17 protein-coding genes are annotated in these 12,868 nt (G+C 60.1%); 7 read left to right on the top strand and 10 right to left on the bottom strand.

The window, feature by feature from the left end:
* Positions 1–103: 103 nt before the first annotated feature.
* The 4 genes from proB (at position 104) to ACP7CZ_RS16430 (ending at position 3,585) form a co-directional block, all read left to right on the top strand.
* On the top strand, positions 104–1,222 hold the full coding sequence (gene proB, locus ACP7CZ_RS16445) for a glutamate 5-kinase (protein ID WP_019817476.1): 1,119 nt from the start codon (positions 104–106) through the stop codon (positions 1,220–1,222).
* Between the two features lie 16 nt (positions 1,223–1,238).
* Entirely contained in the window at positions 1,239–1,703 is a 465-nt protein-coding gene (locus ACP7CZ_RS16440; protein WP_089042353.1) for a CreA family protein, read from the top strand.
* Between the two features lie 102 nt (positions 1,704–1,805).
* A complete protein-coding gene (locus tag ACP7CZ_RS16435) occupies positions 1,806–2,288 on the top strand; it encodes a glutathione peroxidase (RefSeq protein ID WP_054896977.1) in 483 nt (160 codons plus the stop codon).
* A gap of 193 nt (positions 2,289–2,481) precedes the next feature.
* Positions 2,482–3,585, top strand: a complete 1,104-nt coding sequence (locus tag ACP7CZ_RS16430) for an NADH:flavin oxidoreductase (RefSeq protein WP_034128747.1) — start codon at positions 2,482–2,484, stop codon at positions 3,583–3,585.
* Here ACP7CZ_RS16430 and ACP7CZ_RS16425 read toward each other — a convergent pair.
* Positions 3,554–4,756: a glycosyltransferase family 4 protein gene (locus ACP7CZ_RS16425; protein ID WP_294166299.1), complete on the bottom strand. Its 1,203-nt coding sequence runs from the start codon at positions 4,754–4,756 to the stop codon at positions 3,554–3,556. The genes ACP7CZ_RS16430 and ACP7CZ_RS16425 overlap by 32 nt on opposite strands.
* Before the next feature lie 54 nt (positions 4,757–4,810).
* Positions 4,811–5,575, bottom strand: coding sequence for a sulfate transporter CysZ (gene cysZ / locus ACP7CZ_RS16420; RefSeq protein WP_070415418.1), 765 nt, complete (start codon positions 5,573–5,575; stop codon positions 4,811–4,813).
* A gap of 294 nt (positions 5,576–5,869) precedes the next feature.
* On the opposite strand from cysZ, the gene trxB reads away from it, so the two are divergent.
* Positions 5,870–6,832: a thioredoxin-disulfide reductase gene (trxB, locus tag ACP7CZ_RS16415; RefSeq protein WP_294166302.1), complete on the top strand. Its 963-nt coding sequence runs from the start codon at positions 5,870–5,872 to the stop codon at positions 6,830–6,832.
* Between the two features lie 168 nt (positions 6,833–7,000).
* Here trxB and ACP7CZ_RS16410 read toward each other — a convergent pair whose 3' ends face one another.
* Genes ACP7CZ_RS16410 through ACP7CZ_RS16385 form a run of 6 tightly spaced genes read right to left on the bottom strand, consistent with a single transcriptional unit; the run spans position 7,001 to position 9,924 of the window.
* Positions 7,001–7,339 (bottom strand): HopJ type III effector protein, encoded by a 339-nt coding sequence (locus tag ACP7CZ_RS16410; RefSeq protein WP_294166304.1) that lies wholly within the window; start codon positions 7,337–7,339, stop codon positions 7,001–7,003.
* The gene (locus tag ACP7CZ_RS16405) at positions 7,332–7,628 is read right to left on the bottom strand and encodes a DUF1244 domain-containing protein (protein WP_127881028.1); all 297 of its coding nucleotides are present in this window, start codon (positions 7,626–7,628) and stop codon (positions 7,332–7,334) included. Before ACP7CZ_RS16405 ends, ACP7CZ_RS16410 begins: the two co-directional genes overlap by 8 nt.
* A gap of 15 nt (positions 7,629–7,643) precedes the next feature.
* Positions 7,644–8,015, bottom strand: a complete 372-nt coding sequence (gene folX, locus ACP7CZ_RS16400) for a dihydroneopterin triphosphate 2'-epimerase (RefSeq protein ID WP_003194073.1) — start codon at positions 8,013–8,015, stop codon at positions 7,644–7,646.
* A 2-nt stretch (positions 8,016–8,017) separates the two neighbouring features.
* Positions 8,018–8,578 carry a GTP cyclohydrolase I FolE gene (gene folE, locus ACP7CZ_RS16395; protein WP_003194072.1) on the bottom strand — a complete coding sequence of 187 codons (561 nt, stop codon included), beginning with the start codon at positions 8,576–8,578 and terminating at the stop codon, positions 8,018–8,020.
* A 20-nt stretch (positions 8,579–8,598) separates the two neighbouring features.
* Entirely contained in the window at positions 8,599–9,309 is a 711-nt protein-coding gene (folM, locus tag ACP7CZ_RS16390) for a dihydromonapterin reductase (RefSeq protein WP_294166316.1), read from the bottom strand.
* Positions 9,310–9,366: 57 nt separating this feature from the next.
* A complete protein-coding gene (locus ACP7CZ_RS16385) occupies positions 9,367–9,924 on the bottom strand; it encodes an antibiotic biosynthesis monooxygenase (protein ID WP_034128740.1) in 558 nt (185 codons plus the stop codon).
* 213 nt (positions 9,925–10,137) lie between these two features.
* Between ACP7CZ_RS16385 and ACP7CZ_RS16380 the strand changes: the two genes are divergently transcribed.
* Complete coding sequence (locus ACP7CZ_RS16380) at positions 10,138–11,100, top strand: MerR family transcriptional regulator (RefSeq protein ID WP_294166320.1); 963 nt, start codon at positions 10,138–10,140, stop codon at positions 11,098–11,100.
* Here the strand turns inward: ACP7CZ_RS16380 and ACP7CZ_RS16375 are convergent.
* Both ACP7CZ_RS16375 and ACP7CZ_RS16370 read right to left on the bottom strand, forming a co-directional pair.
* Positions 11,091–11,696: a hypothetical protein gene (locus tag ACP7CZ_RS16375; protein WP_054921549.1), complete on the bottom strand. Its 606-nt coding sequence runs from the start codon at positions 11,694–11,696 to the stop codon at positions 11,091–11,093. The genes ACP7CZ_RS16380 and ACP7CZ_RS16375 overlap by 10 nt on opposite strands.
* 58 nt (positions 11,697–11,754) lie before the next feature.
* A complete protein-coding gene (locus ACP7CZ_RS16370) occupies positions 11,755–12,222 on the bottom strand; it encodes a PAS domain-containing protein (protein WP_034128737.1) in 468 nt (155 codons plus the stop codon).
* Positions 12,223–12,351: 129 nt separating this feature from the next.
* Between ACP7CZ_RS16370 and ACP7CZ_RS16365 the strand changes: the two genes are divergently transcribed.
* Entirely contained in the window at positions 12,352–12,807 is a 456-nt protein-coding gene (locus ACP7CZ_RS16365; protein WP_014719876.1) for a flavodoxin, read from the top strand.
* Positions 12,808–12,868 lie beyond the last annotated feature (61 nt).

Genomic DNA, 12,868 nt, shown 5'->3' with positions numbered 1-12,868 from the left:
GCGATAAACTTGAACGCCGCTCTCTGGAGCGGCGTTTTGGTATCCGGGTATAACGTTATGGGCAGCGCTGGGTCGCGCGGCCCTCACTCTAAGGTTGAAGATGATGCGGAGCAAAGTGACAGGTGCGCAGCGCTGGGTCGTGAAAATCGGCAGTGCGCTGTTGACGGCGGATGGCAAAGGTCTGGATCGCGCAGCCATGAGCGTCTGGGTCGAGCAGATGGTGGCCTTGCATGAAGCAGGCGTTGAGTTGGTGCTGGTGTCGTCCGGAGCGGTTGCCGCCGGGATGAGCCGCCTCGGCTGGACCGCGCGACCCAGCGCGATGCATGAACTGCAAGCCGCTGCCGCCATCGGCCAGATGGGCCTGGTGCAAGCCTGGGAGTCCAGCTTTGCCGAGCACGGCCGCCACACGGCGCAGGTGTTGCTGACCCACGACGACCTGTCCGACCGCAAGCGTTACCTCAACGCCCGCAGCACCTTGCGCGCGCTGGTGGAGCTCAAGGTCATCCCGGTCATCAACGAGAACGACACTGTGGTCACCGACGAAATCCGCTTCGGTGACAACGACACCCTGGCCGCCCTGGTGGCCAACCTGGTAGAGGCTGACCTGTTGGTGATCCTCACCGACCGCGATGGCATGTTCGACGCCGACCCGCGCAACAACCCCGATGCCCAGCTTATCTATGAAGCCCGCGCCGACGACCCGGCGCTGGATGCGGTCGCCGGCAGTGTCGGTGGTGCCCTGGGCCGTGGCGGCATGCAGACCAAACTGCGCGCCGCTCGCCTGGCCGCGCGTTCCGGTGCCCACACCATCATCGTCGGCGGGCGCCTGGAGCGCGTGCTCGATCGCCTCAAGGCCGGTGAGCGCATCGGTACGCTGCTGTCGCCGGAACGCGGCATGCTGGCGGCGCGCAAGCAATGGTTGGCCGGGCACCTGCAAACCCGTGGCACGCTGGTGCTGGATGCGGGGGCCGTATCGGCCTTGTCCCAAGGCAACAAGAGCTTGCTGCCGGTGGGTGTGAAGTTGGTGCAGGGCAGCTTCCGCCGTGGCGAGATGGTGGTGTGCGTTGCGCCAGACGGTCGCGAGATTGCGCGCGGCCTGGCCAATTACAGCGCCCTGGAAGCACAGAAGATTATTGGACAATCTTCCGACGCCATTGTCGGACTCTTGGGCTATATGGCGGAACCGGAACTGGTTCACCGCGACAACCTGATCCTGGTTTAACCATAGGAAATACACGATGCGCGTGATGAAGGGATTGCTCGGCCTGCTGTTGGCCATACCGCTGCTGGCTTCGGCCGAAGAAGTCGGCCAGGTGTCGACGGTGTTCAAGTTCGTCGGCCCCAACGACCGGATTGTGGTTGAAGCGTTTGACGACCCCAAGGTCGATGGCGTGACCTGCTACTTGTCGCGTGCCAAGACCGGCGGGGTAAAGGGCGGCCTGGGCCTGGCTGAAGACCGTGCCGAAGCCTCGATCGCTTGCCGCCAGGTGGGCCCGATCCACTTCAAGGGTGAGCTCAAGGACGGCGACGAAGTGTTCAAGGAGCGCACCTCGCTGGTATTCAAGACCATGCAGGTGGTGCGTTTCCTCGACAAGAAGCGCAACACCCTGGTGTATCTGGTCTATAGCGACCGTTTGATCGAAGGCAGCCCGCAGAATGCGGTGACGGCAATTCCGATTCTGCCATGGCCGACCGCTCAGTAACCTGCAGGCGAGTTTTGTCACCGGCGTCTATGATTGCAGCTTTGCCGGTTGTAAGCTCCGAAGGGCTGCAATGCAAAGAACATGGGATATCTGGAGTTCGTCATGAGTGCTTTCCACGATCTGAAACTCAAAGCCCTGGACGGACAAGCGCTACCGCTGGCGCCTTTCAAGGGCCAAGTTGTGCTGGTGGTCAATGTTGCGTCCAAATGTGGTTTGACCCCGCAATACGCGGCGTTGGAAAACCTCTATCAGCAGTACAAGGACCAAGGGTTCACAGTGCTCGGCTTGCCATGCAACCAGTTTGCAGGCCAGGAGCCGGGCACCGAGGAGCAGATTCAGCAGTTCTGCAGCCTGAACTACGGCGTGACCTTTCCACTGGGCAGCAAGATCGAGGTCAACGGGCCTGATCGGCACCAGTTGTACCGTTTGCTGGCGGGCGAGGGCGCTGAATTCCCCGGGGATATCACCTGGAACTTCGAGAAATTCCTGTTGGGTAAGGATGGCCGTGTACTTGCGCGCTTCTCACCACGCACGCCCCCGGAAGACCCCTCCATCATCCAGGCCATCGAAAAAGCCTTGAGCTGACGTCAGTGAAGGCCTGATCGTTCCTACGCTCTGCGTTGATCGTTGATCGTTCCCACGCTCTGCGTGGGAATGCCACCCTGGGCGCTCCGCGTCCCGCTTTTACTCCTTAATCATTTAGATCAATAGTGCTACTCAGCGCTGCAGGCTCTCCATATTATCCGCATCATAAATTCACTCTCCCGTGGAGCGTTCCATGCCCGTCCAAGCCTTGTTCAAACCCTTCCAGCTCGGTGCATTGCAACTGTCGACCCGCGTGGTCATGGCGCCCATGACTCGCTCGTTCTCCCCTGGCGGCGTACCCAATTCCAAAGTCATTGAGTACTACCGCCGCCGTGCCGCTGCCGGTGTGGGCTTGATCATCACTGAAGGCACCGTGGTCGGGCACCCAGCCTCCAATGGCTACCCCAACGTGCCGCATTTCTACGGTGAAGCCGCCTTGGCTGGCTGGAAGAAAGTGGTCGATGCAGTCCACGCCGAAGGCGGCAAGATTGTTCCGCAGCTGTGGCATGTGGGCAGTGTGCGCCGTATGGGCACTGAGCCTGATGCCAGCGTGCCGGCTTATGGCCCGATGGAAAAGCTCAAGGACGGCAATGTCGTTGTGCACGGCATGACCAAACAGGACATCAAGGACGTGATCAACGCCTTCGCCCAGGCCGCCAAGGATGCCCAGGCCATCGGCATGGACGGCGTGGAAATCCACGGTGCCCACGGCTACCTCGTGGACCAGTTCTTCTGGGAAGGCAGCAACCAGCGCACCGACGAATACGGTGGCAGCCTGGCCAACCGTTCGCGCTTCGCCATTGAGCTGATCCAGGCCACCCGCGCCGCTGTCGGCCCGGACTTTCCGATCATCTTGCGTTTCTCCCAGTGGAAGCAGCAGGACTACACCGCGCGCCTGGTGCAAACCCCTGAGGCGTTGGGTGAGTTTCTCAAGCCACTGTCTGACGCTGGCGTGGATATTTTCCACTGCTCCACCCGTCGTTTCTGGGAGCCGGAATTTGAAGGCTCCGACCTTAACCTCGCCGGTTGGACGCGTCAGCTAACCGGTAAGCCAACCATCACAGTAGGCAGCGTGGGCCTGGATGGCGAGTTCCTGCAGTTCATGGTCAACACCGACAAAGTTGCCCAGCCTGCCAGCCTGGAGAAACTGCTGGAGCGCCTGAACAACGATGAGTTCGACCTCGTGGCAGTGGGCCGTGCCTTGCTAGTGGACCCGGATTGGGCGGTGAAGGTGCGCGAAGGGCGCGAGAGTGACATCTTGCCCTTCAGTCGTGAGGCGTTGATGACTCTGGTGTGAGCGGTAAGAGGGCGGGCACCGGTTGGCCGTCCTCGCATACCCCGCGCAACTGGCGCTCGAACTGCTCGATAATCGCCGGCCAGCCCTGACGGCTGGCATGTTGTCGGGCGTTCAAGCGCACTCTGCGCAACGTTTCGCGCTCCTCCAGCAGCCAGATGGCCGCGTCGCAAAATGCGTCTTCATCCCCAGGCATCGACAGTGCGCCGCTATAGCCATGGCGCAGATGCTGGCTCGCGGCGGCCTGGTCGTAAGCCACCACGCCCAGGCCAGACGCCATCGCTTCAAGCACCACATTGCCGAAGGTTTCGGTCAGGCTGGGGAACAGGAACAAATCCCCTGAGGCGTAATGCCTTGCCAGCTCTTCGCCGCGCTGCGTTCCGCAGAACACTGCATCGGGCAAATCGTGTTCCATCGACGAGCGCTGGGGGCCATCACCGACCACAATCAGCTTCATCCGCCGCATTGGATAGGCAGCCTGCAAGGCATCAAAGCAGCGCTTGAGCAGCTTCAGGTTCTTCTCTTGGGCCAGGCGTCCCACATGCAGCACAGCAATATCGTGGTTCTCCAACCCCCAATTTTCACGCATGGCGTTATCGCGTTTGGCCGGGTGGAACAATTGGCTGTCGACACCCCGGGATAACATATCCAGACGCTCAAAATGCCGGCGCTCCAGCTCCAGGCGCTGGCTGGCGCTCGGTACCAGGGTCAGGCTCGAGCGGTTATGAAACCAGCGCAGGTAATGGGTGACCACGCGGCTCAACAGGCTCAAGCCATACTGGTTCGAATACTGCTGAAAGTTGGTATGAAAGCCGCTGACTACGCCGATCCCCAGGCGCCGCGCAGCGCGCAGCGCCGAGAGCCCCAGCGGCCCTTCCGTGGCGATATACAGCACATCCGGGCGTTGCCGCGTCCAGCGGCGCAGCAACTTGCGCATTGACGATTGGCCCCATTGCAAGCCTGGATAGCCCGGCAGTGGCCAGCCGCGGCACAGCAGCAGTTCATCGTCGCTGGAGCGGTTTTGGTCGGCACTCTGGCGTGGGCGTACCAGCTCGACCTGATGGCCGCGTGAACGCAAACCCTCGCACAGGCGGCCAAGGGTATTGGCCACCCCGTTGATTTCCGGCGGGAAGGTTTCGGTAATGAGGGTGATGTGAAGCGAGGCTGTCGTCATGACCCACAGTGTCTGCGTGGGCCATGTCGCCATTGTGTCAGGGCGATGATGGATTTATGACTTGGCCACCGCCGGCTGCGCCATCGCCTCGGCGCCTTGCTCCCGCACCCAGAACAACGTCGCCCCGGCCACCGCCGCTGGCATCATCAACAGGTTGACCACCGGCACCAGCAGTACCAAGTAGACAATGCCGCCAAAACTCATGCTCTGCCAGCGTTTCTGACGCAGCCACGCGAGCATTTCGTTCCAGCCCAGCTTGTGGTTGTCGGCCGGGTAGTCGATGTACTGGATCGCCATCATCCACACGCCAAACAGCAGCCACAACGGCGCCGCGATCAGGTTGACCACCGGGATGAACGACAGGATGAACAGGCCGATGGCACGTGGCAGGAAGTAACCCAGCTTGCGCATCTCCCGCGCCAGGGTGCGCGGGATCATGGCAGCCAGCTCACCCCAACTGAACGGCGGGAAGTCGTCGGTGCCACGTACCACGACCTCGACCTTCTCGGCGAGAAACCCGTTGAACGGCGCGGCGATAATATTGGCGAGCATGGTGAAGGTGAAAAACACCATCAGCACCACCAGCACGACAAACAGCGGCCACAACAGGTAATTCAAAAAGCCTAGCCAGTGGGGCAGCGTCGGCATCAAGCTGTCGACCCACAGGCTGAACTGATGGCCGGCGAAATAGATCAACCCGACGAACAGCACCAGGTTGATCGCCAACGGCAACAGCACAAACAGGCGCAGGCCTGGGCTCAACACCAGTTTGAGGCCTTCACGCAGGTATTGCGGGCCGGAAAGAGCAGGGGCGGGCATGGGGTACTCCGAGCAAAATGGCGAACGCGCCGACCTTACCGGCTTTGCACCTGATGTGAAAGCGCGGGCAGGTAGGCGACATCCAGGGTTACAAAGGTGTCGATTAGCTTGATTGCACGCATAGAGAACACCTATGAGCTGGATTGTTATTGCGTATTTCCTTAATCTTGCCCCCCTCGATACGCTGCACCCATTATTTTTCAGGACCTGGCGAGTCAAAGCCTTCCCCAAGTGCTTCGCGGTCCTTTTTTATTCCCGCCGCCCTGTGGTCCGGGCGGTCGGTAGGAGTGAGTCATGTCTGATACCCGTCATTCCCGAGTGATTATTCTCGGTTCCGGCCCTGCCGGTTACAGCGCCGCTGTCTACGCTGCCCGGGCCAATCTCAAGCCGCTGCTGATCACCGGCATGCAGGCGGGCGGTCAGTTGACCACCACTACTGAAGTCGACAACTGGCCGGGCGATGTCCATGGCTTGACTGGCCCGGTGCTCATGGAACGCATGAAAGAGCACGCCGAGCGCTTTGAAACCGAGATCGTCTTCGACCATATCAACCAGGTCGACTTCTCGAAAAAGCCTTACAGACTGACCGGTGACAGCGGTGTGTACACCTGCGATGCACTGATCATTGCCACTGGTGCCAGTGCGCGTTACCTGGGCCTGCCGTCGGAAGAAGCGTTCATGGGCAAGGGTGTTTCCGCCTGCGCCACTTGCGATGGTTTCTTCTACCGCAACAAGCCGGTTGCCGTGGTCGGCGGTGGCAACACTGCCGTGGAAGAGGCGCTGTACCTGGCCAACATCGCCAGCACCGTGACCCTGGTTCACCGCCGCGAGACCTTCCGCGCCGAGAAGATCCTGATCGACAAGCTGCACGCCCGTGTCGCTGAAGGCAAGATCATTCTCAAGCTCAACGCCACCCTGGATGAAGTCCTGGGCGACAACATGGGTGTGACCGGCGCCCGTCTGAAAAACAACGACGGCAGTTTCGACGAGCTGAAAGTCGACGGCGTGTTCATCGCTATCGGCCACACTCCGAACACCTCACTGTTCGAAGGCGTACTGGAAGCCAAGGACGGGTACCTGGTGGTGCAGGGCGGCCGTGAAGGCAATGCAACTGCGACCAACATCGAAGGTATCTTCGCTGCCGGCGACGTGGCAGACCACGTTTACCGCCAGGCCATCACCTCGGCCGGCGCCGGTTGCATGGCGGCCCTGGATGCCGAGCGTTACCTCGACGGTTTGAAGGACGCTTCGTTCTAAACCCGTTGACTCAAAAAAACCGGCGAAAGCCGGTTTTTTTATGCCTGCGATCTAACCTACACCGCTAAACAAGTGTGGGAGCTGGCTTGCCTGCGATAGCGGTGTGATAGTCACCACCGCCATCGCGGGCAAGCCCGGCTCCCACATTGAGCGGGGTTGGTTATTAAATCAGCGGCGAGTCAGAGGCTGTTCAGCAAACTTCACTGCGGCCAGTCCATGGGCAATCAACGCTCGGATATTGCCATGGTCACTGCCCTCAGGCGTCGCCACCACCGACCGGTAATGCTCACCAAACGCCAGCAGTGCTTCCTTATCACTCAACCCTTCCAGCAGCGCCAAACCCAGGGTCTTGCACGACCCTTCATTCTGCCCAGCGGCATTTTCCACACCGCCGTTGATGAAAGCTTGCGGCTGGTAGTCGTAACCCGCCGCGACGAACGCCAAGGTATCGGCAAAGACGTGTTCGCCGCTGTTGAGGCTGGAGCGCAGGGTGTTCAAATCAGTCATGACGCTTTCCTTTGGCGAACGCGGCCTGTTGGTCTGCGTTGGCTTCTTGCTGGTATTGGGCTTTCCACTCGGCGTACGGCATGCCGTACACCACTTCACGGGCGTCATCGAGGCTGACCTCGATCTGGCGTTCGTCGGCCTCGGCCTTGTACCACTTGGACAGGCAGTTGCGGCAGAAGCCGGCGAGGTTCATCAGGTCGATATTCTGCACATCCTTGCGGCTGTCCAGGTGGGCCACCAATCGGCGAAAGGCGGCGGCTTCGAGTTCGAGGCGTTGTTGGTCGTTCATAGGGCTCACTTAGTATCAGCGGCTGGCGGCCAGAGTGATCGAAACCGACTCGGCAAAGCGCAGCGCGTGGGGCTTGTCCACTTCGACTTCGGCGTATAGCACCGATTCGTTGCTCATCACCAGGTCCAGCAGTTCCTGGGTCAGGCGCTCCAGCAGGGCAAAGCGATTGCCTTCGACGTGAGCGATGATGGCCTTGGTGATGGTGCGGTAGTTCAGGGCGTGGTCGATGTCGTTGTCACGCACGGCTTCCTGGGCGGCATACAGGATGGTCAGGTTGATCAGCACATCCTGCTTGTTGAGGATTTCGTCCTCGTTGATGCCGATAAAGGTGCGCAGGCACAGGTCCTTGACCCGGATACGCGCCATGCCTGGTTGAAGTTGTGGCATTGCTACTTGCTCCGTCCAATCAGTTGCAGGAACTCCATGCGGGTGGTGTTCGACTCGCGAAAGGCGCCGAGCATCACCGAGGTGTTCATGGTTGAATTCTGTTTCTCCACGCCGCGCATCATCATGCACATGTGCTTGGCTTCGATCACCACCGCCACGCCGGCGGCCTGGGTCACATCCTGGATGGCGTCGGCGATTTGCCGCGTGAGGTTCTCCTGGATCTGCAGGCGCCGGGCGAACATGTCGACAATGCGCGCCAGTTTTGACAGGCCCAGCACCTTGCCGGTCGGAATATAGGCCACATGGGCCTTGCCGATGAAGGGCAGCAAGTGATGCTCGCACAACGAGTACAACTCGATGTCCTTGAGGATCACCATCTCGTCATTGTCTGACGCGAACAGCGCGCCGTTGACGATTTCCTCCAGATTCTGCTCATAGCCATGACACAGGTACTGCATGGCCTTGGCGGCACGCTTGGGCGTATCGAGCAGGCCCTCGCGCTGCGGGTCTTCGCCCAGGCCCTTGAGGATCTCGCGGTAGTGGTGGGGCAGGGATAAGGTCATACAACATCCTCGTAAACGGCTTACTTGATATGCCGCCCACCGTTGACGGTCAGGGTGGTACCGGTGACATAGGGATTGTCCAGCAGGTAACGCACGCTCTGGTAGATCACCTCGGGCCCGGGTTCGATGCCCAGGGCCGACTTGGCCAGGACCTTGGCGCGATAGGCCGCGTCATCGCCTTCGTTGAACATCACCATCGCCGGTGCGATACCGTTGACCTTGATCAGCGGCGCGAACTGTGCGGCAAACGATAACGTGAGGCTGTCGAGCCCGGCCTTGGTGGCGCAATAGGCGATGTGCTGCTGGCTGCCCTTGCGCACCACGTCATCGCTGATATGCACGATATCGGCGGGTGTCGAACGTTGCAGCAAAGGTGAACAATGCAGGTTGATCAGATACGGCGCAAGCATGTGCACGCTGAACATGTCGATAAAGGCACGGCTTTCGTCGCCCGGGGTTTCGGCGACCCAGGCTGAAGCGTTGTGGATGATCGCTCGCAGGCTTTGAGTATGGGTTTTCACTGCGGCGATGAAAGCCAATACGCCGGCTTCGCTGGAGAAGTCGGCAAACACGCCGATGGCGCCCCGCTCACGCAGTGCCTGCACGCCGGGACGTTCACTGCGGTAGCTGAAAATCACCGATTGGCCTTCATCCAACAGGCGCTGGGCACAATGCAGGCCGACACGCTGGCCGGCACCGGTGATCAGGATCGGAGCGTTGGTTGCATTCATGGGAGGCTCAAGTCGCTGGCAGGCTCAAACTATACCAGCGCCCCGGCCTCCCTGTACTCAAGCGGCGGCTTCAGTGACTTTGCGAGGGGGCGAAGGGTGCAGCCAGTTCGCCAGCAGATGGGTCGACAGCGGTATAAAAAGGTAAACCATTAGCGGGGTCAGGGCTGCGGTGCTGACCAGTACGCGGCTGAACAGGTCCAACTCGCTGAGCAGCGGCCCCAGGCCGAAGTTGAACAGCAACGATACCGGGAAAAAAGCCAACCAGATGGCCACCGCCTGTTTCCAGCGTGGCGGGCGGGCACCCGCTGCGCCGAACCAGCCATCGATACCGCTGACACGGTGTTCCGACGGGTTGGCAAATAGCTCGCTGCCACGGCTCAGCCACGCGCTGCGCGAAGCGGAGAACTCCCATGCGTGCAGGGTTTTTTCATCGGCGAAGCGGAAGATGATCTGGAATTCATCATCATGGGGTGGTGGCGCCAGCACGCCGGAGCCCAGGTAACCGGGGAAGTCAGTCGCCAATTGCTCGCCTTCGCGCAGCCAGGCCATCAGTTCTTCGTAGCGACCTTTGGCCACGCGGCGCGCAACCATCAAGGTGACGGGTGAGGTAGACATCGTATATCTCCAAATCAGCAAGTGCGCCGAGCCGGGTAGGCGGCGCACGAACGAAGCTGCGGGGTGGTGCAGCGACGCAAAAGAACAGGCAAGGATTATTCCGGTTTTGCCCAAATACGCCAGAAACTTCGGATGGATCGCCGTAGATCTTGAATCATGCAGTTCAATCGGCGTTAAATAGGATCCAAATTCATACAAGTTTTTTGACTGCTGATGCCTGAAATCACTGCGCCTCTTCGCGAAACGACACCCGACAGCCACACTGACTGCGAGGGCCTGTTTCCGATTCGTGAAGTGGCAAAACTCACAGGCGTGAACCCGGTAACGCTACGTGCCTGGGAGCGTCGCTACGGTTTGATCCAGCCTGTACGCACCGAAAGTGGGCACAGGCTTTACTCAAGCACCGATATCGAAACCGTGCACCGCATCCTCGACTGGATCGAGCGTGGCGTAGCGGTGAGCAAAGTCGGCAAGCTTTTGGCGCGCGACCCACAGCCCAACGAGCCGGCTACAGCGTCACGCAGCGATACCGAGCTGGAGTGGCGCCAATGGCAGGCGCAACTGCGGCAGGCCATCAGTGCCTTTGATGATCGTGAGCTCGACCGGTTGTACGGCCAGATCTTCAGCGTCTATTCGACGACCGTGGTGTTCCAGGACATTTTGGTACCGCTGTGGCAGCAATTGTTACGTCACCAAGGCCGCTTTGGCCAAGCCAGCGAGTGGCTGTTCTTCGACAATTTCCTGCGCTCGCGCGTCGCACGGTGCCTGCAAATGGCCTGTGCCTCGCCAGTGCCCAGGGTGTTGCTCTCAGCCATTGCCGGAGAGTGCCGTGAGCTGGAGTTGCTGGTGGCGGGCTTGTTGATGTCGAGCGAGAAACTGGCGGTCAAGGTCCTGGGCGTTGGCCAGCCACTGGATGAGTTGACGCTGATCTGCGAGCGCACTCGGCCGCAAGCCCTGGTGCTGTTTTCCAACCATGCCCCTGGCGCAGAGTTGGCGTCACGGCTCAATCGCCTGGCCTTCACCCTCGATTGCCCGTTGTTGCTGGCTGGTGAGGCGTCGGACCTGGCGGAACACAGCCTGGCAGGTTCGTCGATTGGTTGCCTGGGCAATGACGGACGCTGGATGCCGCGCCGCTTGCAGCAACTGCTCAGCGGCCATCTGGAGTCTCAGGCATGAACGTGAGGATGGACCAGGCGATGCTGGTGCAGGATGAACTGGCGTAACCGTTCGATCTCATCAGCATCGCTTTGGCTCAGGCGGTAGGCGAACAGGCCGCGGGCGGTTACCCGCTCCAGCGTACCGCGCAGGGCGATGCGTTCGTAGCCGGAAGGGCTGAACCACAGGGAAAACGTCTTTGGCGGTTTGACCCGGCCACGCACCTCTACCAGCACCCCTTTGAATGACACTTCGTGCACCCACAGCGCGCTGGAGTAGCCCTTGATGTTTTCCAGCGCCACCGGCGTTTCAAGCGCCAGGCGCCACGGGCGGATCATCGGCCCATCTTCAAAAATGCTCGGTACGCCCAAGCGTAAATGCACAGCATGAAACTCATCTTCCACCAAGTGCAACGGGAAGGTGAGTTGCTGGTTGTCGAACTGCGCCTGGATGGTGACCTGGTCGTGAGCCGCTAGCCGCGTGAGCAGATCGCGAATCTGTGCCCCGCCATTAACCGTCAGGCTCGACCATGCATCCCGCAGGTTGAGCTGCGGGTTGTGCTGCATGTCCTGGATAAAATCCAGCTCGTCCTGCGTCAATAGCGTGTCGCGTTGCATTGATCTGGCTCAAGGCTGAGGCATTAAAAAGCCATTATCGCTCTAAAGACCGCATTTTTTACAGTTTGTTAAATCCACTCGTCGCCTTGAGTGCGGCGAGCTCGCTCTTGAGCTCGGCCAACTGAGCTTCCAGTTGGGCGACACGCTGTTGTGCCTTGACTTGAGTGGTGACGTCTTTCTGCACACCGACGAAATAGGTTTGCTTGTCGACCTCGTTGTACACGGTCGAAAGCGATAGCTCGTTCCAGAAAGGCGTGCCGTCCTTGCGGTAGTTACGCAGGATCTCTCGGCAGGTGCCGCCGCTGTCGAGCGCATCACGAATGGCGATCAAGGCCGGTTGGTCGCGGTCGCCCGCCTGCAGGAAGCGGCAGTCCTGATAGAGGATTTCGTCCATCGTGTAGCCAGTCATCCTTTCGAAGGCCGGGTTGACGTAGATCAGTGGTTTTTCCCGGCCTTCGCGCTCGGCAACAACGATTCCGTCGTTGGACGCATTGACGACCATTTGCAGCAGTTTGGCGTTAATCATAGAGCGGTCCATGGCCTGGTTTTGACCTTGCCAGTTTATGGCAAGTCTGGAATGTTGCACGGTGCGCACTGAAATATTGGCACAGGCTGCTAATATCCCACGCTTTCACTCAACTACAGGATCAGATTGATGAAAGTCGCCATCCTCTCCGGCTCGGTCTACGGTACGGCTGAAGAAGTCGCTCGCCACGCGGAAGAAATCCTCAAGGACGCAGGTTTCAACGCCTGGCATAACGCACGTGCCACGCTGGCAGACGTGCAGGCCTTTGCTCCCGATGCATTCCTGGCAGTGACCTCGACCACCGGCATGGGCGAGCTGCCCGACAATCTGCAGCCTCTGTACTCAACCATCCGCGACCAACTGCCCGCCGCCTGGCGCGGCCTGCCGGGAGCGGTCATCGGCCTGGGCGACGCCAGCTATGGCGATACCTTCTGTGGCGGCGGTGAACAAATGCGCGAATTGTTCGCCGAACTGGGCATCCGCGAAGTGCAGCCGATGCTGCGCCTGGACGCCAGCGAAAGCGTCACTCCGGAGGCTGACGCCGAGCCTTGGCTGGCCGATTTGATCACCGCGCTACGCGGTTGAACCCCAGGGAGCGCCGTTATTGACGGCGCTTGTTTGACACGTATTTGTACTATTCTCTTGA

Source organism: Pseudomonas sp. DWP2-2, assembly GCF_049897065.1.
Classification (GTDB): Bacteria; Pseudomonadota; Gammaproteobacteria; order Pseudomonadales; family Pseudomonadaceae; genus Aquipseudomonas; species Aquipseudomonas paracarnis.
This window is presented reverse-complemented; position numbering and strand designations above follow the sequence as displayed.